Origin of the sequence: Frankia nepalensis, assembly GCF_016786325.1 — a bacterium.
In the GTDB taxonomy this organism is placed as follows: Bacteria; Actinomycetota; Actinomycetes; order Frankiales; family Frankiaceae; genus Pseudofrankia; species Pseudofrankia nepalensis.
Genome location: NZ_JADWYU010000108.1, coordinates 12580 through 34749 on the forward strand (window position 1 = coordinate 12580; position 22170 = coordinate 34749).

Annotated in this window: 16 protein-coding genes; 10 read left to right on the plus strand and 6 right to left on the minus strand. The window is 71.5% G+C overall.

The window, feature by feature from the left end; all coding sequences use genetic code 11:
- Positions 1-34 precede the first annotated feature (34 nt).
- The gene (locus I6A81_RS13440) at positions 35-1540 is read left to right on the plus strand and encodes an ATP-binding protein (RefSeq protein ID WP_238429623.1); all 1506 of its coding nucleotides are present in this window, start codon (positions 35-37) and stop codon (positions 1538-1540) included.
- A 30-nt stretch (positions 1541-1570) separates the two neighbouring features.
- Here I6A81_RS13440 and I6A81_RS13445 read toward each other — a convergent pair whose 3' ends face one another.
- Both I6A81_RS13445 and I6A81_RS13450 read right to left on the minus strand, forming a co-directional pair.
- Positions 1571-2032, minus strand: coding sequence for a nitroreductase family deazaflavin-dependent oxidoreductase (locus I6A81_RS13445; protein WP_203004612.1), 462 nt, complete (start codon positions 2030-2032; stop codon positions 1571-1573).
- Between the two features lie 438 nt (positions 2033-2470).
- Complete coding sequence (locus I6A81_RS13450; protein ID WP_203004613.1) at positions 2471-3823, minus strand: aminotransferase class I/II-fold pyridoxal phosphate-dependent enzyme; 1353 nt, start codon at positions 3821-3823, stop codon at positions 2471-2473.
- A gap of 298 nt (positions 3824-4121) precedes the next feature.
- On the opposite strand from I6A81_RS13450, the gene I6A81_RS13455 reads away from it, so the two are divergent.
- The 9 genes from I6A81_RS13455 to I6A81_RS13495 all read left to right on the plus strand — a co-directional run bounded on the left by I6A81_RS13455 (position 4122) and on the right by I6A81_RS13495 (position 15385).
- Positions 4122-4961 carry a nitrilase-related carbon-nitrogen hydrolase gene (locus I6A81_RS13455; RefSeq protein ID WP_203004614.1) on the plus strand — a complete coding sequence of 280 codons (840 nt, stop codon included), beginning with the start codon at positions 4122-4124 and terminating at the stop codon, positions 4959-4961.
- Between the two features lie 335 nt (positions 4962-5296).
- On the plus strand, positions 5297-6709 hold the full coding sequence (hydA, locus tag I6A81_RS13460) for a dihydropyrimidinase (protein ID WP_203004615.1): 1413 nt from the start codon (positions 5297-5299) through the stop codon (positions 6707-6709).
- Between the two features lie 225 nt (positions 6710-6934).
- A complete protein-coding gene (locus tag I6A81_RS13465; RefSeq protein WP_203004616.1) occupies positions 6935-8425 on the plus strand; it encodes a CoA-acylating methylmalonate-semialdehyde dehydrogenase in 1491 nt (496 codons plus the stop codon).
- Between the two features lie 154 nt (positions 8426-8579).
- Positions 8580-9632 (plus strand): TIGR03842 family LLM class F420-dependent oxidoreductase, encoded by a 1053-nt coding sequence (locus I6A81_RS13470; protein WP_203004617.1) that lies wholly within the window; start codon positions 8580-8582, stop codon positions 9630-9632.
- The gene (locus I6A81_RS13475; protein ID WP_203004618.1) at positions 9629-10615 is read left to right on the plus strand and encodes an ABC transporter permease; all 987 of its coding nucleotides are present in this window, start codon (positions 9629-9631) and stop codon (positions 10613-10615) included. The genes I6A81_RS13470 and I6A81_RS13475 overlap by 4 nt, the downstream gene beginning before the upstream one ends.
- Positions 10612-11517, plus strand: coding sequence for an ABC transporter ATP-binding protein (locus I6A81_RS13480; RefSeq protein ID WP_203004619.1), 906 nt, complete (start codon positions 10612-10614; stop codon positions 11515-11517). Before I6A81_RS13475 ends, I6A81_RS13480 begins: the two co-directional genes overlap by 4 nt.
- A 38-nt stretch (positions 11518-11555) precedes the next feature.
- On the plus strand, positions 11556-12455 hold the full coding sequence (locus tag I6A81_RS43330; protein WP_307874646.1) for an ABC transporter permease: 900 nt from the start codon (positions 11556-11558) through the stop codon (positions 12453-12455).
- Between the two features lie 294 nt (positions 12456-12749).
- On the plus strand, positions 12750-13889 hold the full coding sequence (locus I6A81_RS13490; RefSeq protein WP_203004620.1) for an ABC transporter substrate-binding protein: 1140 nt from the start codon (positions 12750-12752) through the stop codon (positions 13887-13889).
- 155 nt (positions 13890-14044) lie between these two features.
- Complete coding sequence (locus I6A81_RS13495) at positions 14045-15385, plus strand: aspartate aminotransferase family protein (protein WP_203004621.1); 1341 nt, start codon at positions 14045-14047, stop codon at positions 15383-15385.
- 446 nt (positions 15386-15831) lie between these two features.
- On the opposite strand, the gene I6A81_RS13500 is transcribed toward I6A81_RS13495, so the two are convergent.
- The 4 genes from I6A81_RS13500 to I6A81_RS13515 all read right to left on the minus strand — a co-directional run bounded on the left by I6A81_RS13500 (position 15832) and on the right by I6A81_RS13515 (position 21536).
- Positions 15832-16185, minus strand: coding sequence for a hypothetical protein (locus I6A81_RS13500; RefSeq protein ID WP_203004622.1), 354 nt, complete (start codon positions 16183-16185; stop codon positions 15832-15834).
- A gap of 336 nt (positions 16186-16521) precedes the next feature.
- Positions 16522-16815: a hypothetical protein gene (locus I6A81_RS13505; RefSeq protein WP_203004623.1), complete on the minus strand. Its 294-nt coding sequence runs from the start codon at positions 16813-16815 to the stop codon at positions 16522-16524.
- Between the two features lie 797 nt (positions 16816-17612).
- Entirely contained in the window at positions 17613-19070 is a 1458-nt protein-coding gene (locus I6A81_RS13510) for an ADP-ribosylglycohydrolase family protein (protein WP_203004624.1), read from the minus strand.
- A 213-nt stretch (positions 19071-19283) separates the two neighbouring features.
- Positions 19284-21536 carry an MMPL family transporter gene (locus tag I6A81_RS13515; RefSeq protein ID WP_203004625.1) on the minus strand — a complete coding sequence of 751 codons (2253 nt, stop codon included), beginning with the start codon at positions 21534-21536 and terminating at the stop codon, positions 19284-19286.
- Between the last annotated feature and the right edge of the window lie 634 nt (positions 21537-22170).

The window sequence follows — 22170 nt, forward strand, 5'->3', positions numbered from 1 at the left end:
GGGAAGCGCGGGCGCGGCGTCCCAGGGCGCGCCGATGCCCCAGGGCACGTCATCGGTCGCCGAGGGGCTGCCGTGCGACATCGACGAGCTGCGGACGCTGTTCCTGTTCGAGAAGCTCAGCGACAGCCAGCTCGCCTGGCTGTGCGAGCGGGGCCGGGTCATCGAGGCCGAGCCGGGGATGGTGATCGTCGAGGGCGAGCCGGCGAAGCTGTTCCTCGTCCTGCTCTCCGGCGAGGTCGCGGTGATCAAGCGGGTCCAGGGCGTCGACGTCGAGATCAGCCGGACCGGTCACCGGGGCGTCTACGGCGGCGCCTGGAACGCCTACCTGGGCGAGCGGGTCCCGCAGACCTACCCGCAGTCGCTGCGGGCGCTGCGGCCGTCACGGTTCTTCGTGCTCGACGCCGACCAGTTCTCGTTCCTCATGCGCGACTGGTTCCCGATGGCGGTGCATCTGCTGGAGGGCCTGTTCTTCGGGCTGCGCAACCTCCAGGAGACCGTCGGGCAGCGCGAACGGCTGCTCGCCCTCGGCGCGCTGTCGGCGGGCCTGACGCACGAGCTGAACAACCCCGCGGCGGCGGCGGTGCGGGCGACGGCTGGCCTGCGCGAGCGGGTCGCCGGGATGCGGCACAAGCTCGGCCTCATCGCTGGTGGCGCGTACGACAAGGGGGCGCTGACCACGCTGATCCGCCTCCAGGAGGAGGCGGCCGAACGGGTCGCCAAGGCGCCGACGTTGTCCCCGCTGGAGACGAGCGACCGCGAGGACGAACTGAGCGACTGGTTCGACGACCACGGCATCGAGTCCGGCTGGGACGTCGCGCCGGTGTTCGTTCAGGCGGGGCTAGGCGTCGGCTGGCTCGACCAGGTCGCCGAGCTGGTCGGCGACGAGAACCTGCCCAGCGCCGTGCGCTGGCTCGGCTACACCGTCGAGACCGAGCTGCTCATGAACGAGATCGAGGACTCGACGACCCGGGTGTCCACGCTCGTCGGCGCGGCCAAGCAGTACTCCCAGCTCGACCGCGCCCCGTTCCAGACTGTCGACATTCACGACCTGCTGAAGAGCACCCTCGTCATGCTCGGCCGCAAGATCGGCGACGGTGTACGGGTCGTGAAGGACTTCGACCGGTCGCTCGCGCCGATCGCGGTCTACGCCGCCGAGCTGAACCAGGTCTGGACGAACCTGATCGACAACGCGGTCTCCGCGATGGGCGGCACCGGCACGCTGACCATCCGCACCTGGGGCGACGACGAGGCCGTCACGGTCGAGATCGGCGACACCGGTCCCGGCATCCCGGCGGAGATCGTCGGCCGCATCTTCGAGCCGTTCTTCACCACCAAACCTGTCGGTGAGGGCACCGGCCTCGGCCTGGACATCTCCTGGCGCATCGTCGTCAACAAGCACCACGGCGACCTGCGGGTCGTCAGCTCCACCCCGGGCGACACCCGCTTCCAGGTCCGCCTCCCGCGCACCCCACCGGCGGACACGACCGACGCCGCTCTGCCCGCCGACACCACGCTGCCCGCCGACGCGGCCCCGGCCTGACCGGCCCGCGTCGGCGGCGCGCGGGCGAGATCAGGACGCGCGGGTGAGCAGGACGACGGGGATGTCGCGGTCGGTGCGCTTCTGGTAGTCGGCGTACGGGGGCCAGACCTCGACCATCCTGGGCCAGAGGCGGGCCTTCTCGTCCGGCGTCGCGACGCGGGCGGTGGCCTCGAAGACGTCCGCGCCGACCTGGACGGTGACGGCCGGGTCGGCGGTCAGGTTGAGGTACCAGAGCGGGTGCTTCGGGGCGCCGCCGACGGACGCGACGATCACGTAGTCGCCGCCGTCCTGGCCGTAGATCAGCGCGGTGCGCCTGGGCTGGCCCGAGCGGCGCCCGGTCGTGGTGAGCAGCAGCGTCGGGACGCCCTCGCTGAGCTCGCCGTTGGGGCCGTACCAGAGGTGCCCGTTCTCGCCGCCGCTGTCGAGATAGCGCTGGGTGTGGTCGGCCACCCAGTTGGTCGGGCTCAGAGACGGTGCCGTTGACTTGGCCATGCGGCCATCCTGCCCCGCGGTCGGAGACCGTGCCGCGTCGCGCCCGTCACGCCGCCCCGTCACGCCGCCCGGTCCGGCGGGCCGGCCGGCCCGGCGGCCCGGCGGCCCGGCGAGGCCAGACGCCCAGCGGGCCGGTGGGCCGTCGTCTCGTCGGCCGCACCCGGTCATGGCTTGTGGTGTGTTCGGTCCATGATCCCAGGGCCTGTGGCGGCGAAAACGCTCTCTTCGGGCGCCAGAACCTATGGCCCGATCCCAGGACCCCGATCCCAGGACATGGTGACGACGCCGAACTGGGTGGCAGCACGCTGTGGATCATGAAGCCGGCTGGGGCGGAAGCTCGCCTGGGCGCCGTCGCGAGGCGGTGAGGCGGAGCCGCCGCGAGGTGGTGAGCCGCCGGACGGCGCACCGGTCGGTGCCTGGCCGGGCGCGCCGGCGGGGTCAGCCGCGGGCGGCGTCGGCGAGCAGGTCGGCCACGGCGTCGAGGTCGTCGTCGGGGATGAGGCCGACGGTGACCCGCAGGTGGGCGGCGCCGAGCGGCGCGGCCTCGAACGGGGTGCCCGGGGCGGCGCCCACGCCGCGCGCGGCGAGTGACACGAGCGCGACCTGCTCGTCGGCGACCTGGATCCACAGGTTGATGCCGTCGCCGGCCTGCGCGCGCACGCCGCGGGCCGCGAGCGCCGCGGTCAGCCGCTCGCGGCGGCGGGCGTAGGTGGCGCGCGCCGCCGCGAGCGCGTGCTCGGTGTCGTCGTCGTCGAGCAGCTCGGCGAGCACGGCCTGCAGCAGTCGGCTCGACCAGCCCGGGCCGAGGAGGCGGCGGCTGGCCAGCGCGCCGATCACCGACTCCACCCCACCGACCGCCGCGAGCCGCAGGTCGGGGCCGTGGCTCTTGGAGAAGCCGCGGATGTGCACGGTCGCCTCCGGCAGGAACGCCCCGACGCTCACCGGCGGCGCCGTGGCCACGTCGCCGGCGTGGTCGTCCTCGATGACGACGACGCCGCGCCCGGCGAGCAGCCCGGCGAGCCGCTCGGCGCGGGCGGCCGTCATGCTGACCCCGGTCGGGTTCTGCGCGCGTGGCTGCAGGTAGAGCGCCACCGGGCCGCCGGGCGCGCCGGCCGGGCCGGCGGCCTCCAGCGCGGCGCGCAGCGCGTCCGGGCGGATTCCCTCGTCGTCGAGCCCGAGGGGCACGACCTCGGCGCCGACGACCTCCAGCAGGTCCAGCAGGGGCGGGAAGCACGGGTTCTCGACCAGCACCCGGCCGCCGAACCCGACGAGGACCCCGGTCACCCGGTCGAGCGCGTCCATGGCGCCGTCGACCACGGTCAGCGCGGCCGGCGGGAACGGCCAGCGCGCGCGCAGCGCCTTCTCCAGCGCGGGCAGCACCGGGTCGTCGAGGTAGCTCGCGGTCAGGCTGCCGGCGGCGGCGACCCGGGCCAGCACCGGGGCGATGTCGGGAAGCAGCGCCGCATCCGGGGTGCCGGTGGAGTAGTCGTGTGGGAGCCGGCCGGGGCTGCGGGTGATCCGGCGGTAGCGGCGCGGGTCGGCGCTGGCCGGCGGGCCGGCCAGCACGAACGTTCCGGCGCGTCCACGGGGCGAGATCACGCCGGCGCGGGCCAGGGTGCGCCAGGCCTGGCTGACGGTGGTCGGGCTGATGCCGAGCTCGGTGGCGAGCTCGCGCACGGTCGGCAGCCGGGTGCCGGCCGGCAGCGTGCCCGCGGAGACCAGCCGGCTGACGGAGCCCGCGATGCCGCGCGCGGAGCGGTCGTCGACCGCCGAGACGATCATGTCGATCACGCGGCGGCCCCTCCCTCCCGCAACCTCGCCTGTAACAAGAAGAAACAAAGTGAGAATTGTCCGGACCCGAGTGTGACAGTAGTCTGCGGACACGCCAAACCGGCCCGATCCGGCCCCGCCGGCCGGAATCCGCCGATTCGCCGGGCCGGCCGGCCCGGCGTCGGGTCTGGCGGTTTGCGGGCTGGCGTGGCGGCGGGGTTCGGTGGTCGGTAGTCGCGGCAGGGCCACGACCTGGCCGCCGGATGCCGGGGCGACCGCCCCGGCGGGTGGCCCGGCGCGGGAAGGAGAGCGAACGGCGATGAGCAGGGTGATCCGCGCGGCGCTCGTCCAGGCGAGGTGGACGGGCGACAAGGAATCCATGATCAAGGCGCATGAGGAGTACGCGCGGTCGGCCGCGGCCCAGGGCGCGAAGGTCATGTGTTTCCAGGAGCTGTTCTACGGCCCGTACTTCTGCCAGGTGCAGGACCCGGAGTACTACGCGTACGCGGAGTCGGTGCCCGGCCCGACTGTCGAGCGGTTCCAGGCGCTCGCGGCCGAGCTGGGCATGGTGCTGGTGCTGCCGGTCTACGAGCAGGAGCAGCCGGGCGTCCTCTACAACACGGCCGCGGTCGTCGACGCGGACGGGACGTACCTCGGCAAGTACCGCAAGACCCACATCCCGCACGTGAAGGGCTTCTGGGAGAAGTTCTACTTCCGGCCCGGGAACCTGGGCTACCCGGTGTTCGACACCGCGGTCGGCCGAGTGGGTGTCTACATCTGCTACGACCGGCACTTCCCGGAGGGCTGGCGGGCGCTCGGGCTGAACGGCGCCGAACTGGTCTTCAACCCGTCGGCGACGTCGCGTGGGCTGTCGAACTACCTGTGGAAGCTGGAGCAGCCGGCCGCCGCCGTCGCGAACGAGTACTACATCGGCGCGATCAACCGCGTGGGCATCGAGGACCTCGGCGACGACGACTTCTACGGCACGAGCTACTTCGTCGACCCGGAGGGCAAGTTCGTAGACGGGACGGGCGACGCGCACGAGCCCGAGCTGATGGTCCGCGACCTGGACATGGACCTGCTGACCGAGGTCCGCAACCGCTGGGCGTTCTACCGCGACCGCCGCCCCGACCAGTACGCCGACCTGACCAGGCCCTGACGGTTCGTCCCCCCGCCCCGACTCTCCTTGACCCCGCGACGTCAAAAGATCTCGTCACCGCGCTGGCGCGGAGGCCGGCCCCCGAGCGAAGCGAGGTGGCCCCCACAGGGAGTGACCCAAACGGGACGGCCGATCGCAAGGCAGCCGAGCTGGCGCGGAGGCGCGCCTCCGCGGAGGCCTCCCTACGAGCGAAGCGAAGTGGTCGGGCCGCAGCGGAGGTCGCCGGAGCGCACGTGAGCGGAGGAGGACGGCGCGCGGAGGTCCCTTGGGAGCGAAGCGAGCAAGGGGCCGGAGCGCGCCGCCCGGACGGAGCGAACCAGCAAAGAGGAGCCTCGATGAAGACGCTGATCACCGGTGGGACCGTCGTTGGCCCGCTCGGCGCCACGCCTACGGACGTGCTCGTCGACGGGGAGACGATCGCCGCGCTGTACGCCCCGGGTGTGGCGTCCGCGAGCGGGGTGGTCGCGGACAAGGTGCTCGACGCGACCGGGAAGTACGTGATCCCGGGCGGGGTGGACGTGCATACCCACATGCAGCTGCCCTTCGGCGGCACGTTCGCCTCGGACACCTTCGAGACGGGCACGATCGCGGCGGCCTGGGGCGGCACCACCACGATCATCGACTTCGCGGTGCAGCGGGCCGGTGAGGTCGTCCAGGACGGTCTGGCCGCCTGGCACGCCAAGGCGGACGGGAACTGCGCCATCGACTACGGCTTCCACATGATCGTGGGCGGCGTGGACGACGACGCGCTGAAGGCGATGGACTACCTCGTCGAGCATGAGGGGATCACCAGCTTCAAGCTGTTCATGGCGTACCCGGGCGTCTTCTACAGCGACGACGGCCAGATCCTGCGGGCGATGCAGAAGGCGTCCGACAACGGCGCGCTGATCATGATGCACGCGGAGAACGGCATCGCGATCGATGTGCTCGCCGCGCAGGCGCTCGCCAGGGGCCAGACGGACCCGGTCTACCACGGCGTCACCCGGCCGTCGGCGCTCGAGGGCGAGGCGACCCACCGGGCGACCGTGCTCGCCCAGGTCGCCGGCAACACGCCGCTGTACTTCGTGCACATGTCCGCGTCCGAGGCGCTGGGCGTCGTGTCGGCGGCCCGGTCCGCTGGGCGCAACGTGTTCGCGGAGACCTGCCCGCAGTACCTCTACCTGACCCTGGAGGACCAGCTCGGCGCGCCCGGGTTCGAGGGCGCGAAGTGGGTGGCGTCGCCGCCGCTGCGCCCGCGCGACGAGCCGCACCGCGACGACCTGTGGCGGGGGCTGCGCACCGACGACCTGGCGGTCGTCTCCACCGACCACTGCCCCTTCTGCTTCAAGGACCAGAAGGAGCTCGGCCGCGGCGACTTCACGAAGATCCCGAACGGGATCGGCACGGTCGAGCACCGGGTGGACCTCGTCTACCAGGGCGTCGCCTCGGGCAGGCTGTCGCTTCAGCGCTGGGTCGAGACCGTCTCGACGACGCCCGCGCGGATGTTCGGCCTTTACCCGCGCAAGGGCATCGTCGCGCCCGGCTCGGACGCGGACATCGTGATCTATGACCCGAACGCGACCACGACGATCGGAGTCGCCACCCACCACATGAACCTGGACCATTCCGCCTGGGAGGGCTTCGAGATCGCCGGGAAGGTCGACACGGTGCTCTCTCGCGGGACTGTCGTCGTCGCCGACGGCGCCTTCCACGGCCGCGCCGGCCACGGGCAGTACCTGCGCCGCGGCCTGACCCAGTACCTGCGCTGACCCATCGCCCCTCGTCGATCCCGCTCACCGCCCGCCACCGGCCCGTCGCCGTGCCCCGTCCATACGCCGCCCGCGCCTCGCCCGTGGCGGCCCGCGGCGGGGTGGCCCGGGACACAACCTGTGCGCGGAGGCGACCGAGGAGATACGAAAGGTACTAAGTAAGCGCTCAGTTCGGGCAGCGAGCGCTGGCCAGGGCGGGCGCATTTCGACAGGGGAGAGGGTGCCATGCGGGACATCGGGCACTGGATCGACGGCAAGGCAGTGGCGGGCAGCTCCGGCCGCTTCGGGCCGGTGTGGAACCCGGCGACCGGCGAGCAGGCCGCGCAGGTCGCCCTGGCCAGCGTCGAGGAGGTCAACGCGGTCGTCGCCACCGCCAAGGCGGCGTTCCCGGCCTGGCGGGCGACCGGGCTCGGGCGCCGCGCCGAGGTGCTGTTCCGGTTCCGCGAGCTGCTGGACGCGAACCGCAAGGAGATCGCGGCGCTCGTCACCGCCGAGCACGGCAAGACCATCGACGACGCGCTCGGCGAGGTCGCCCGCGGCCTGGAGAACGTCGAGTTCGCCTGCGGCGCGCCGCACCACCTGCGCGGCGGCTTCTCCGAGCAGGTGTCCACCGGTGTCGACGTGACCGAGATCCGCCAGCCGCTGGGCGTCGTCGCCGGCATCACGCCGTTCAACTTCCCGGCGATGGTCCCGCTGTGGATGCTGGCCAACGCGCTCGCCTGCGGGAACGCGTTCATCCTCAAGCCGAGCGAGAAGGACCCGTCGGCCTCGCTGCTGCTGGCCGAGCTGCTGACGCGGGCGGGCCTGCCCGACGGCGTGTTCAACGTCGTCCACGGCGACAAGGTCGCCGTCGACACGATCCTCACCCACCCGGACATCGCCGCCGTCAGCTTCGTCGGCTCGACCCCGATCGCGCGCTACGTCTACGAGACCGGCACGGCGGCGGGCAAGCGGGTGCAGGCGCTCGGCGGCGCCAAGAACCACATGGTCGTGCTGCCGGACGCGGACGTCGCGGCCGCGGCCGACGCCGCCGTGTCGGCTGGCTATGGCTCGGCGGGCGAGCGCTGCATGGCGATCTCGGTGGTGGCGGCGGTCGGCGACGTCGCCGAGCCGCTGATCGAGGCGATCGCCGAGCGGGTGCGCAAGATCAAGGTCGGCGCGGGCGCCGACCCGGACAGCGAGATGGGCCCGCTGATCAGCCGTGAGCACCGCGACAAGGTCGCCGGCTACCTGGACGCGGCCACGGCCGACGGCGCCACCGTCGTCATCGACGGCCGCGAGGACCCGGTGACCGCCGGCCCGGGCTTCTTCCTCGGGCTGAGCCTCGTCGACAACGTGCCGACGACGAGCGCCGCCTACACCGACGAGATCTTCGGCCCGGTGCTGGCGGTCGTCCGCTGCGAGACCTACGCCGACGCGGTCAGGCTGATCGAGGAGAGCCCGTACGGCAACGGTGTGGCGATCTTCACCCGGGACGGCGGCGCGGCGCGGCGGTTCGCGTTCGAGATCGGAGTCGGCATGGTCGGCGTCAACGTGCCGATCCCGGTTCCGGTCGCCTACTACAGCTTCGGCGGCTGGAAGGCATCGCTGTTCGGTGACCTGCACATGTACGGCCCGGAAGGGATCAAGTTCTACACGAGGACCAAGGTCGTCACCACCCGCTGGCCGGACCCGGCGAGCAGCTCGGTGAACCTGGGCTTCCCGCAGACCAGGTAACCCACGGAACACGGCCATCGCTCTGGGCCGGGCGGGCGCCCAGGTGTCCTCGCCCGGTTCAGGGCGGCGGCCGGGACAGCGAGATGAAGATCGAACATCGGCGGCGGGACCCGGGCTCCGGGCCCCGGGACGGCTAGGAGAGGGAGTAAGCCTGATGGAAATCGGCGTCGTGCTGCAGACGAACCCGCCGGCCTCCCGGGTGGTGGAGCTGGCCCGCCAGGCCGAGACGCTCGGCTTCTCGCATGTCTGGACGTTCGACTCCCACCTGCTGTGGGAGGAGCCGTTCGTCATCTACAGCCAGATCCTGGCCGCCACCCGCAAGGTGGTCGTCGGCCCGATGGTGACGAACCCGGCGACCCGGGACTGGACGGTGACCGCCTCGCTGTTCGCCACCCTCAACGAGATGTTCGGCAACCGGACGATCTGTGGCATCGGCCGCGGTGACTCCGCCGTCCGGGTGCTCAACGGCAAGCCGACCACCCTCGCGACCCTGCGGGAATGCGTCGAGGTCGTCCGTGAGCTGGCCAACGGCCGCGAGGCCGAGGTCAACGGCACCAGGCTGCGCTTCCCGTGGGGCACCGAAAGCCGGCTCGACATCTGGATCGCGGGCTACGGCCCCAAGGCGCTCGCGCTCACCGGCGAGGTCGGCGACGGCTTCATCCTGCAGCTCGCCGACCCGGACATCGCCGCGTGGACGATCGACGCGGTACGGGCCGCGGCCGCCGCCGCGGGCCGTGACCCGGCGTCGGTGAAGATCTGCGTCGCCGCTCCCGCCTACATCGGCGGCGACGACGAGGCGTCGCTGGCCCACCAGCGCGAGCAGTGCCGCTGGTTCGGCGGCATGGTCGGCAACCACGTCGCCGACCTCGTGGCCCGCTACGGGGGCGAGGGCTCCGCCATCCCGCAGGCCCTGACCGACTACATCAAGGGCCGGACCGGCTACGACTACAACGAGCACGGACGGGCTGGCAACACCCACACCACGTTCGTCCCGGACGAGATCGTCGACCGGTTCTGCCTGCTCGGTTCGCCCGAGGCGCATGTGCGCCGGCTGACGGAGCTCGCCGCGCTCGGCGTCGACCAGTTCGCGATCTACCTGCAGCACGACAACAAGCTCGGCACCCTGGAGGCCTACGGCGAGCGGGTGATCCCGGCGATCGCCGCGCACGTCCAGGCGAAGTCGCCGGCGGAGCCCGACCAGGCATGATGACCACGGCGTCACCACCCACGGCGTCCCCGCCCGCCGAGCCGCGGACGCGGGTGTCCCGGTCGCGCCCGCCCGGCTGGCGGGGCGGTGAACGGCTGCGCCGCGGCCTGCTCGCCGTCACGGCCGTCCTCGTGCTCTGCGCGCTGTGGGAGCTTTACAAGGCCATCGGGCCGGCGACGGGCGGCCGGCTGCTCGGCGTCCCGGTGCTGCCACGCGCGAACGACATCGCGATGCCGCACACCTGGGCGATCCTCGACGAGCTTGGCAAACAGGAGGTGCGGACAGCCGGCAGCGACACCGTCGGCGCCTCCGTCCTCAAGGCGATGTGGTTCACCATCAAGATCTCGCTGGTGGGCCTGGTCACCGGAATCGTCGTCGGCGTGCTGCTGGCGGTCGCCATGGCCCGGCTGAAGATCGTCGAGCGCGGCCTGCTGCCGTACGTCGTCATCAGCCAGACCGTGCCGCTGATCGCGCTTGCCCCGCTGGTCGCTGGCTGGGGTGGAAAGCTGCACCTCGGTGGCCTGGAATGGCAACGCTGGATGTCGGTCTCGCTGATCGCCGCGTACCTCGCGTTCTTCCCGGTGGCGGTCGGCATGCTGCGCGGCCTGCAGTCGCCGGGGGCGAACGCCCTTGAGCTGATGCGCAGCTACGCCGCCTCCTGGTGGCAGACCTTCCTGCGGCTGCGGCTGCCGACCTCGGTGCCGTTCCTGCTGCCCGCGCTGCGCCTCGCCGCCGCCTCGGCGGTGATCGGCGCGATCGTCGCCGAGATCTCCACCGGCACCCGCGGTGGCATCGGTCGCCTCATCGTCGACTACTCCCAGTCCGCCAGCAGCAACTCAAGCCGGCTCTATGACGCGGTGCTCGGCGCGGCCGTCGTCGGGCTGATCTTCGCGGGCCTGGTCTCGCTCCTCGAGGTGGCGCTGACCTGGCGCCGCGGCCGCGGCGCGGCGCCAGGCGGCACGACACAGAAGGCGGGCTCATGACGTCGACCACACCGCCACCGGTGCCGGCCCTCTCGCCCACGGCGGCCGGGCCAGCGGGCGCGCCGCCGGCGGTCGAGGTGCCGGCGGTCGAGGTGCGCGGGGTCGACCAGGTCTTCCCGGTCGCCGGCGGTGGGCAGACGGTGGCGCTGTCCGGCATCGACCTGACCGTCGCGCCCGGCGAGTTCGTCTCGCTGATCGGCCCGTCCGGCTGCGGCAAGTCCACGCTGCTGCGCGTGGTCGGCGACCTGCTCACGCCGACCCGCGGCGAGGTCCGGGTCTTCGGGCAGGAGGCAGGTGAGGCGCGCCGCGCCCAGACGTACGGCATCGCCTTCCAGCAGGCCGGGCTGCTCGAGTGGCGCACGGTCGCCGGCAACATCGAGCTGCCGCTGCAGGTCCACGGCGTGAAGAAGAAGGAGCGCCGTGAGCGGGCCCGCGAACTGCTCGAACTGGTCGGCCTCGCCGACTTCGCCGGCCACTGGCCGGCGCAGTTGTCCGGCGGGATGCAGCAGCGGGTGGCGATCGCCCGGGCGCTCGCGGAGCGTCCCCGGCTGCTGCTGCTCGACGAGCCGTTCGGCGCGCTCGACGAGATGACCCGGGAGCGGATGCAGGCCGAGCTGGCCCGGATCCGGCACGAGACGGGGACGACCGTCATCCTGGTCACCCACTCGATCCCCGAGGCGGTGTTCCTGTCCGACCGGGTCGCGGTGATGTCGCCCCGGCCGGGCCGGATCACCCAGCTCATCGAGGTGGACCTGCCCGGTCGCCTCGGCCCTCCCGGGGAGTCGGGCGACGCGCCCAGCACTGACGACGCGCCCAGCGCTGACGATGTCCGTGAGCAGGCCGCCTTCTTCGCCGCGGTCACGGCCGTGCGCGAGGCGCTGCGCGCCGGGGGCCCGACGTGAGCGCGCCGGCCGGGCGGCAGGGCGGCCGCGGTGGACAGGTGACGGCGGTCGTCGCGCCGATCGTTCTCGGTGCCGCCGTCGTCGGGCTGTGGGAACTGTTCGTCAAGGCGAACGACATCAAGCCGTATCTGCTCCCGGCGCCGTCGGCGATTTGGGCGCAGTTCCGCCGCAGCTTCGACCTGATTCTGGACGCCGCCTGGGTGACGGGCCTGAACGCGTTGGTCGGCCTGCTGGTGGGCCTGGTCCTCGGCCTCCTGGCGGCGCTGGTCGCGGCCCGCTCGCGCATCGCCGACGGGATGCTCGGCCCGATCGCGGCCGCGATGAACGCGATCCCGATCATTGCGCTGGCGCCTCTGCTGAACACGATGTTCTCGGCGACATCGTCGGTGCCGCGCCGGATGGTCGTCGCGATTGTGGTGTTCTTCCCGGTGTTTGTGAACACGGCGCGCGGGCTACGACAGGTCTCCCCGGTGCAACGGGAGCTGATGCGCTCGCTCAACGCCGGACCGGGGGCCTTCGCCCGGATGGTGCAGCTGCCCGGCGCGCTGCCCTACTTCTTCACCGGGTTCCGGCTGGCATCGTCGCTGGCCATCATCGCGGCCGTCGTCGCCGAGTACTTCGGCGGCCGGCAGAACGGGCTGGGCTCGCGAATCGCCTCGGCGGCGGCGAGCTCCGGCTACCCCAGGGCATGGGCCTTCGTCATAGCGGCCTGCCTGATCGGAATTCTGGTGTACCTCGTCGCGGGTCTGCTGGAGTGGCTCGCCACCCCGTGGCGGCGCGCCGGCTCCGCCGCTGGCCGTCGGCGCCGGCCGCCCGCGGTTCCCGCGCTGGCCGCGGCACCCGCGACGGCACCGGCGATGGCGATGGCACCGGCGACGGGTGTGGCACCGGCGACGGACGACGCGAGCGCGCCGTGGACGGCGTCACGCGATGGCTAACGGCTGAGGGACCGGCCGCGGCGAGAGCGCGGGCCGCGCGGAACCAGCACAGGCGATGCGGCGGGGCAGGCGGTGAACCGGGCCGCACCGCGGGCGACGAGGCCCGCGACCATCCGGTTCACCGGCGGGCGACGTGGCCCGGGGGACGCGAGGCGAGGCGCGGGCGGCGTGGCCCGCTGACAACAACTCGGACCGGGATGGGCCGGTAACAGACGCGGCCGCGCGACGTGGCCGCGCGACGTGACCATGGCCTCTGCCCAGTCCCGGCCAGGCACGTGGGCAACGGAGGGGTACATGAAACGACGGCTGGCGGGCGGGCTCGCCGCGGTGCTGGCGGGCACACTGGTGCTCGCGGCCTGTGGCGACGACGACACGACGGGCGAAGGTGGGGGCGGCGCCGCGGCGCTCACCCCGGTCAAGCTGCAGTTGCAGTGGGCCTATCAGGCGCAGTTCGCGGGCTACATCGCCGCGCGGGACAAGGGCTTCTTCGAGGAGGAGGGCCTCGACGTCGAGCTTCTCGAAGCCGCGGTCGACACGCCTCCGCACCAGGTGCTCGCCGACGGCGGCGCCGACTTCGCGATCGCCTGGGTGCCGAAGGCGCTGCAGATCCGCGAGTCGGGCGCGGAGATCACGAACATCGCGCAGATCTTCCAGCGGTCCGGCACGCTGCAGGTCAGCTTCAAGGACAAGGGGATCAACGCCCCGGCCGACCTCGCGGGCAAGAAGGTCGGTAACTGGGGCTTCGGCAACGAGTACGAGCTGTTCGCGGCGATGACCGAGGCGGGGATCGACCCGTCCAGCGGCGTCACGTTGGTGCAGCAGGACTTCAACATGAACGCGTTGCTGTCCGGTGACATCGATGCCGCCCAGGCGATGAGCTACAACGAGTACGCCCAGGTACTGGAGGCGGAGAACCCGGCGACCGGCGAGCTCTACAAGCCGGAGGACTTCACCGTCCTGGACTGGGACGAGGTCGGCACGGCGATGCTCCAGGACTCCATCTGGGCGGACACCGAGAAGTTGGAAGACCCCGCGTACCAGGACACGGCAACCAAGATTATCAAGGCCTCGATCAAGGGCTGGGTGTACTGCCGCGACAACCCGGAGGAATGCCGGGACCTGGTCGTCGCCGCCGGTTCCAAGCTCGGCGCGAGCCACCAGCTCTGGCAGATGAACGAGGTCAACCAGCTGATCTGGCCCTCGCCGGACGGCATCGGAACGCTCGACGAGGCGGCCTGGAAGCAGACCGTCGAGATCGCCAAGGCCACCAAGAACGCGGACGGCGACACCGTGCTGACGAAGGACCCCGAGGGTCTCGCCTACACGACCGACTACGTCACCAAGGCGCTCGAGGAACTCAGGGGCGAGGGCGTCGACGTGACCGGCACCAACTACAAGCCGATCACCGTCACCCTTGAGCCGGGTGGCGTCTGACCCAGGCCGTGGCCCGTTGAAAGTGGCCTGACGGCCTGACCGATCCGGCTGGCCCGTCGCGCGGCGCGTCTTCCCACCCGCGTCGCGCGACGGGCCTGTCCGGGGCAGGCCTGGATACGGTGGGAAACCCTGGCGGCGAGGAGGCAGCGAGTCTCATGGGGACGAACAGCACGGCGTACGACGACGACCGCAGGCATGTTTTCCACTCGTGGTCGGCGCAGGCGACGCTCGCCCCGCTGGTGGTCAACCGGGCTGAGGGCAGCCACTTCTGGGACTCCAGCGGCAAGCGCTACCTGGATTTCTCCTCGCAGCTGGTGAACGCCAACATCGGTCACCAGCACCCCCGGGTCGTCGAGGCGATCATCGAGCAGGCCCGCAAGCTCACCACGATCGCCCCGTTCCATGCCAACGAGACCCGCTCGGAGGCGGCCCGGCTCATCGCGGCGCACGCGCCCGGTGATCTGGACATGGTGTTCTTCACGAACGGCGGCGCCGAGGCGACCGAGAACGCGATCCGCATGGCCCGGCTCACCACCGGCCGACACAAGATCCTCACGACCTACCGCTCGTATCATGGCGCCACCGGCGGGTCGATCGTCCTGACCGGCGAGCCGCGCCGTTGGCCGAGCGAGCCCGGCATTGCCGGCGTCGTGCACTTCCACGGTCCCTACCCGTACCGGTCGGCGTTCTACGCGGACAGCGTCGAGCAGGAGGGCGAGCGGGCGCTCGCGCACCTCGCCGACACGATCATGCTGGAAGGCCCGTCAACGATCGCGGCTGTGCTGCTGGAGACCGTCGTCGGCACCAACGGAATCCTTGTGCCGCCGGACGGCTACCTCGCGGGCGTGCGCGAACTGTGCGACCAGCACGGCATCCTGCTGATCCTCGACGAGGTGATGGCCGGCTTCGGCCGCTGCGGCGAGTGGTTCGCCGCCGACCACTGGGGCGTCGTCCCCGACCTGATCTGCTTCGCCAAGGGCGTCAACTCGGGCTACGTCCCGCTGGGCGGCGTCATCCTGAGCCCGCAGGTCGCCGAGACCTTCGCGACCCGTCCCTACCCCGGCGGCCTGACCTACTCCGGCCATCCGCTGGCCTGCGCGGCCGCGGTCGGCTCGATCCGGGCGTTCGAGGAGGAGGGCATCGTCGAGCACGCCCGGATGCTCGGAACGGACATCATCGGACCCGAACTGGCGAAGCTCGCCGCGAACCACCCGAGCGTCGGGGAGGTCCGCGGCCTGGGTGTCTTCTGGGCGATCGAGCTGGTCCGCGACCGCGAGACCCGCGCGCCGCTGGTGCCGTTCAACGCCGCGGGCCCCGACGCCGCCCCCATGGCCGCCATCGCCGCCGCCTGCAAGGAGCGGGGCCTGTGGCCGTTCACCCACTTCAACCGGGTGCACGTCGTCCCGCCGTGCACGATCACCGCCGACGACCTGCGTGAGGGCCTGGCCATCCTCGACGAGGCCCTGACGGTCGCCGACTCGTTCACGACCGCCTGAACCGCCGACTCGTTCACGATTGCCTGAACCGTGGCCACCGCGGCGCCCACCGGCTCGTTCGGCTGGGGGGCGCCGCAGCGCGGAGCGTGCCCGCTTCCTCGGTCGCTTCCAGCTCGATCTCCAGCCGCCCGGCGCGCTCCGTGCGCGCTCGGTCCTCGGCCTCCCCGCGCTGACCAGTCCGCTGGCAGACGTCGACGCGGCCGCCGCGTTCGTCCGGCCGCGTCGACGGGACAAGTCCCGCGCAGGCGATCAGATCAGGGTTGTTGAACCGCGCGTGGTTCCTCGAGGCCGCATGCGACAACCGCGCTTGCGAAGTGCCCTCTCGATCGGGTGGACGGAAGCATGGAGAACTCCCATCCTCTCAGCTCGGAGGGCATTTTCGCGTTCAAACCAGGCGCCAGCAAGGCATATGCGACGGCGCATTCCGGCCAGGGGTGCACGGGTCCTTAGTGCTCCAGTATTCCGGAGGAGTGTGGTGTAATACTCCAGAAATCCGGAGGATTGTAGTGGCCGTAGTAGCCGTCGGCGTAGCCGTCATAATACTGGTCATCGCACCCGTGTGCCCCCGCCGAGGGTTCGTAGGGGATATCCCAAAACACTGCCCAAACAGCGTCGGAATAGCCCCAGTCGTAGCACGCCCTGTTCTGCGGCACCGGGCTGAGCTGTGTGGCGGCGGGCGCTGTTGGCGCGGCGGTCGCGGCGGTCGCGGCGGTCGCGGCGGCTGGTACTCCGACACCCGCGGTGGCCAGAATGGCCGACGCCGCGGCCGCCAGCACGCGATGCTTGGCCGTGGTAGCCATGAGCTGCTCCCATCCTCTGGTATTAGGAACTCATTCATGAAGCAGCCAGGTGCTGGCTGCCGCAGCCGCCGCGGCCCACGGTGGCAGGCGGCTTCCTGGTTCCGGCTGTCGGCTCGAAAAACTCGGCAGGGAGGGGTTACGGCTGGTGTCGGAGAGCCGTGTGTGGGAGAACCACATGCACGGAGCGGAAGGGCCGCTGGCGAAGCCAGACCTCGTGGCAGCACAGCGCACACGCGCTGCCGGGCGGCGACAGTGTCCGACGGAAGCCCGTCGACCCCGTCCCGGCCACAGGCCCTGACCAGCCAGCGGCCTACCTTGCCAAGGGCGCGCGAGTCCTTAGAAATCCGGAAGATGTGGTGCCACGCCGTAGTAGCCGTCGGCGTAACCGTCGTAATACTGGTCATCGCACCAGCCCGGCCAGGGGTCGTAGGGGTCATCGAACCACGAAGCCCACTGGCCCTCCTCATAGCCCCAGACGTAGCACTCCCTCGACTGCGGCACCGGGCTGATCTGGGTGGTGGCGTGCGCTGTTGGCGCGGCGATCGCGGCGGCTGGTACTCCGACGCCAGCGGTGGCCAGAATGGCCGACGCCGCGGCCGCCAGCACGCGATGCTTGGCCGTGGTAGCCATGAGCTGCTCCCATCCTCTGGTATTAGGAACTCATTCATGAAGCAGCCAGGTGCTGGCTGCCGCAGCCGCCGCGGCCCACGGTGGCAGGCGGCTTCCTGGTTCCGGCTGTCGGCTCGAAAAACTCGGCAGGGAGGGGTTACGGCCCCTGGGGGCAACGGTCGCAGTTCAGGCTACCCGGGGGGTGGACCGCTAACCGGGAAGGAGCACCCTTTCGGGGCGTTCAACCTGGGCCTGCCGGAGTTGGTCCGGCAGAGCAAGAGATGTCCACCGACTGGATATTCGCCGGGCCAGAATCGCTGCCCGCGAGTTGCGTACTGTCCGTCCAGGAGCCGGGCAGGGCGGCTGCCCGTGACCCGGCCGACTTCGGTGTCGACGGACCGCTGGTCGCGCGGCGGGATGTGATGATCGGCTGTGGTTTCGGTAACGGAGTGGTCGACAACGGTCCGCGGGTAGGCGACCGTATGACGTGTGGGTCGACTTGTCCGCGATGCGGGGCGATACCGTGACTGAACCGCCGGTGGAGTTGGTGCGGACGTGGGTGGAGCTTCGTGCCGCCGCGAGGCTTGTGGCCGGAACGGAGCACGGCGACCTGGTCTCGGCGGTCGTGGTCGGCTTGAAGTCGGGGATCCCGGCTGCGGCTGGATATGTGCACGTTCGTCCCTAGGCGGGAGTGAGACCTCGGGATGACTGAGCCTGGATGAACCGATCTGATTCTTGGGCCGTTTCGGCGGATCTGTAAATTTTGGTTACCGACAGGAGGGCGACCGCGCAAGGGCGACCTACCGCCAGCGGCTTGTCTAGGTCAGCAGTCGCGCCAGGCGTTTGAGGGCGGCTTGGAAGCCGCTGTTGGAATGGGCGGTCGGGAGCGCTTCGAGAACGGTCGCCAGGGCTTCGTCGTGCGGTACGCCGCGAAGCATCGCGTAGGCGACGGCGACCGACGGGGTCCGGGAGTGTGCCGCGACGCAGTGCAGGAGCACGGTCTTGCCTTCGTCGCGCAGTTGGGCGACCAGACGCGCGGCATCGGTGAGGATGAAGTCGAGGTTCGGGTTCATGGCGGGGTCGGGCTCGTCGAGCAGCCGGAAGGCGACGTGCTCGACGCGCGCGGGCACCTGCGCGCGCCCGGTGAGGCAGAGACTTACTACCGCGTCGATCTCGTTGGGCAGCGTGTCGAGCGTGGGCGCCCCGGCCAGGTACACGCCCTCGTCGTGCGGGTGGGGCACGAGCGGCGGATCGCCATACTGCAGCGGGATGTAGTCGATGTGGTCGGCCAGCGGCCATCCGTTCGTACCAGGACCGTTGTTGACGGTCAGGTAGGCGAGGTGGACGAGATCTTGTCCGCTCCTGCCCGGATAGCCGTGCACGGTTCGGCGCCACTCGGCGGGAACCGCGGACTCACCCCACCGGGCGCCCAACAGCGCGCCCGCGATGGCGGCGACGGTGTCGGTGTCGTGCCCGATCGAGATCGCGGTCCGGAGCGAGTCGGCGAGGTGGCGGCAGCCGAACCCGTCCTTCGGGACGGGGGTGTGGACGATGGCTGACCACGCGGCCTGCAGGGCGGCCACGGCCCAGCCGTTCGGCCGGAACCGGCCGGGATCGGACCGCTCGGCCGCGGCGAGCGCGTCCGCCCAGTAGGCCCAGGCATCGACGTCCAGATAGGAGAGCCCGGCGTGGGCGTCGAACTCGGCCTCCAGAACGGCGTGGCGGATCGCGAGGCACCACAGCGCGCAGGCCTCCCGGGCCCGCGGGTCGTAGTGGGTCAGCGCGCTGACCGTCATCGCCGCCTCGACCAGCGCCGCTGGGTCGTCCAGATGGGCGAGCGCCACGGGCGCGGTTCGGGTCAACGCCCCGTTGCCGGCGGCGCGGCCGGTCCGGATGTACAGGTCGCGCGCGATCGCCGTCATCACCGCCGCGGTCGGCTCCGTTCCCGCCGCGCTGATCACCCGCCAGGTCTGTTGGCCGATGCCCAGCGGATGCGACTCGTACCACTCCCGGAGCCCGGTCGCGATCGCGTCGAGCGCCGCGCCGGTACGCAGGTCCGCGCCCGTCGCGGCGACGTCCGCGACGCACCAGGTCATCGCTGTGTCATCGGTCCACTCCCCGGGTGCCCCACGTGTGAGGCCGCCACCCACCATGCGAGGTCCCTCAGGCCCGAGTCGGACCAGATCGAACTCATAGGGAGCGCCGAGCGCGTCGCCGACCGCCGCGCCCAGAAGCACGCCGCAGGCACGGTCGATCTGGGCGACGTCGAGCTTCATCGGGCCACCATCCTCCCGGCTGGATCAGGGTCCGATGATCCCATTCCAAGAGGTCCGTGCCGTGCCCGGCCGTTCGTGCCGTTGCGCCCGCCGTCGGTCTCACCACGGCGCCCGTACCTGACGCATGACCGGGCGCCGTCCACCGGACGCGCGATCGCCCGCCCCGGCGAGGGAGAACCGGGACGGGCGATCGCGTTGGGTTGGCCGGGCGGGTCAGTGGCGGCCGGCGGACTTGTCGAGGCGGTGCCGCGGGACGGCCTGGCCGGGGATGGTGGATCCGTTCGAGCCCGCGCTGGCCGCCTGGGGGACGATCTCCCCCAGTTCCTCGACGGTCGGCTCGACGGACAGGCGGGGCAGGACGCGGTCGAGCGGGCCGGGGAGCCACCAGTTGGCCTTGCCGAACAGGTGCATCAGAGCCGGGACCAGGACGGCGCGGATCAGGAACGCGTCGATCAGGATGGCCATCGCGAGACCCAGGCCGAACATCTTCATGATCCGGTCGTCGCCCAGGATGAACGACGCGAACACCAGGGTCATGATCGCGCCAGCGGCGGCCACCACCCGGCCGGTCTCGGCCTGGCCGAGGGTGACGGCGAGCCGGTTGTCGCGCCGCGCGCTCCACTCCTCGTGCATGCGGCTGACCAGGAACACCTCATAGTCCATGGACAGGCCGAACAACACGGCGAACAGGATCACCGGGAAGAACGCCTCGACCGGGCCGCCGCTGATGCCGAACACGCCGCCGAGCCAGCCCCACTGGAAGACCGACACGATGACGCCGAACGCGGCGCCGAGCGCCAGCAGGTTCATCAGCGACGCGGTCAGTGGGATCAGCAGGCTGCGGAAGACCGCCACCAGCAGCAGGAACGCCAGGATCACGACGACGCCGATGAACAGCGGCAGCTTGGCCTGGAGGACGCTGGAGAAGTCCTCACCGGTCGCGGTGGAGCCGCCGATGTAGACCTCGGTTCCCGATTCGCCGACCACGCTCGGCACGACGTCGTCACGCAGGCGCTCGAGCAGCTTCGACGTCTCGGCGTCCTGCGGGCTGGTGGTCGGGAACAGTGTGATCGTCATCGCGCCACCGGTCGGGCTCGTCCGGGGCGGAAGTACCGACTCGACGCCGGGAGTGTCGGCCAGGCGCTCGGCCAGGCGCTCGACCGTCGCCGCGTCCCCCGGCGCGTCGGTGCGCGCGGCGATCAGGAACGGGCCATTGAAACCTGGGCCGAAACCGTCGGCCAGCAGGTCGTAGCCACGCTTGGAGGTCTTCGTCTCGGCGCCGTTGCCCTGGTCGGACGACCCGAGCCGCAGCGAGAGGAACGGCAGCGCGACGACGACGATCAGCGCGGCGGCGACGACGGCGAGCGTCTTCGGGCGGCGTTCGATGAGCTTCGCCCAGCGCCACCAGAAGCCGCTCGGGTGCTCCGGCTCGGGGCCGTGCTCGGCGATCCGGCGCCGTTCGCGGCGGCTGAGCACCTTCTGCCCGTAGAACCCGAGCAGCGCGGGCAGCAGCGTGACGGAGGCGGCCATCGTGAAGGCCACTCCGAGGGCGGCGGCGACCGCGATGCCGTAGAGGAAGCTGACACCGAGAGCGAACATGCCGAGCAGGGCGATGCAGACCGTGATGCCGGCGAACAGCACCGCGCGTCCGGAGGTGTTGACCGCGCTGATGGCGGCCTCCTCGACGCTCTTGCCCGCGCGCAGGGCGATCCGGTGCCGGTTGACGATGAACAGTGCGTAGTCGATGCCGACGCCGAGCCCGACCAGCATGGTCAGCATCGTGCTGATGTCGGAGATGGTCGTGACGTGCGACAGCAGCGGGATGATGCTGGTGGCGATGCCGAGGGCGACCAGGGCGGTGATCAGCGGCAGGGTCATCGCGATCAGCGAGCCGAACGCGACGAACAGGATGATCGCGGCGGCGATGACGCCGATGAGCTCGCTGTAGCTCTGCTCAGGCTGCTCGGCGAACGAGATGACGTTGCCGGTCGCCTCGACCTGGAGGTTCCCCCCGTCGGCCGCGCGCGCCGTGTCGACGATCCGCTTGATGTCGTCGGCGGTCAGGTCGGCGATCTGGCCCTCGATGGTGATGGTCGCGAACGCGGTGCGGCCGTCGTCGCTGACCTGCGAGCCGCCGTCCGCGCCGTACGGGCTGGCGACCTCCGCGACGTGCGGGAGCCCGGCCACCGTGGCGAGCATCTCGGTCGCGTCCGTGCGCAGTTCGGGGTCGGTGAGCGTGCCCGACCTGGCGTGCAGCACGATCGAGGCGCTCTCACCGGAGGCCGCCGGGAACTCCTCGGCCAGCAGGTCGTAGGCGGCCTGGGAGTCGGTGCCCGGCAGCGAGAACGCGTCCTTGTAGTCGTCGCCGATGGTGCGTGCGGCGAAGCCCAGGCCGATGAAGGCCACCAGCCAGGCGATCAGTACGGTCCGTCGGTGCCGAAAGCACCAGCGGGCGAGCGCGGCCAAGGATCCCCCTCGGGTCGACGTCGGTGTCGGTGCCGTCTCCTCGGCACGCCAGGGGCAACGATTCCCGCCGCCGTTCTCGATCCCGTTTTGACATCTCGTGACAGAAGTCACCCGCGAGGGGGGAAGCTCTCGTCCCGCCCGAACCTCACCCCACCCGAGTGAGGCCACCCGCGGCTCGTTGTCACCCGCCCACCGGTCGACGCGGCCCGGCGGTCCGCGCGATCGCGAAGAGGTGCGCCGCCGTTCGCCATGCCCAGCCGCCCCTGCGCCGGAGCGCCAGGCGGCCGCGCCAGGCTCTTCACAGAACTCTTCCACGATCCCGGCGGGGGGCGGGAACCGGCCCCAGAACTACGGGCCTGACCCGGGACCGGGCCTGGTCGGGGCGCTCAGCGCCCCGACGGCGGAGCGCCGATGGTCGCGCAGGTGGGCTGTCGGCGGAACTCTTCCATGATCCTGGCCCGGGGCGGGACCGGCCCCAGGTCTTCGGGTTCGACCTGGGACCGGGCCTGGTCGGGGCGCGCCGCGCCCCGACGGCGGCGCGCCGGCGGTCGCGCCCCCCGCCCTGAGGCCCCCGCCGTACCGCTTTCGATCATGTTTGTCCTAGACGGTAGGGTTGTGTCCGTGGGGGAGACGA

Bases quoted from the DNA above. Each gene is read 5' to 3' on its own strand.
- I6A81_RS13440 (WP_238429623.1), top strand. From the start codon at position 35: ATGCCCCAGGGCACGTCATCGGTCGCCGAGGGGCTGCCGTGCGACATC.
- I6A81_RS13445 (WP_203004612.1), bottom strand. From the start codon at position 2,032: ATGGCCAAGTCAACGGCACCGTCTCTGAGCCCGACCAACTGGGTGGCC.
- I6A81_RS13455 (WP_203004614.1), top strand. From the start codon at position 4,122: ATGAGCAGGGTGATCCGCGCGGCGCTCGTCCAGGCGAGGTGGACGGGC.
- hydA (WP_203004615.1), top strand. From the start codon at position 5,297: ATGAAGACGCTGATCACCGGTGGGACCGTCGTTGGCCCGCTCGGCGCC.
- I6A81_RS13465 (WP_203004616.1), top strand. From the start codon at position 6,935: ATGCGGGACATCGGGCACTGGATCGACGGCAAGGCAGTGGCGGGCAGC.
- I6A81_RS13470 (WP_203004617.1), top strand. From the start codon at position 8,580: ATGGAAATCGGCGTCGTGCTGCAGACGAACCCGCCGGCCTCCCGGGTG.
- I6A81_RS13475 (WP_203004618.1), top strand. From the start codon at position 9,629: ATGATGACCACGGCGTCACCACCCACGGCGTCCCCGCCCGCCGAGCCG.
- I6A81_RS13480 (WP_203004619.1), top strand. From the start codon at position 10,612: ATGACGTCGACCACACCGCCACCGGTGCCGGCCCTCTCGCCCACGGCG.
- I6A81_RS13490 (WP_203004620.1), top strand. From the start codon at position 12,750: ATGAAACGACGGCTGGCGGGCGGGCTCGCCGCGGTGCTGGCGGGCACA.
- I6A81_RS13495 (WP_203004621.1), top strand. From the start codon at position 14,045: ATGGGGACGAACAGCACGGCGTACGACGACGACCGCAGGCATGTTTTC.
- I6A81_RS13500 (WP_203004622.1), bottom strand. From the start codon at position 16,185: ATGGCTACCACGGCCAAGCATCGCGTGCTGGCGGCCGCGGCGTCGGCC.
- I6A81_RS13505 (WP_203004623.1), bottom strand. From the start codon at position 16,815: ATGGCTACCACGGCCAAGCATCGCGTGCTGGCGGCCGCGGCGTCGGCC.
- I6A81_RS13510 (WP_203004624.1), bottom strand. From the start codon at position 19,070: ATGAAGCTCGACGTCGCCCAGATCGACCGTGCCTGCGGCGTGCTTCTG.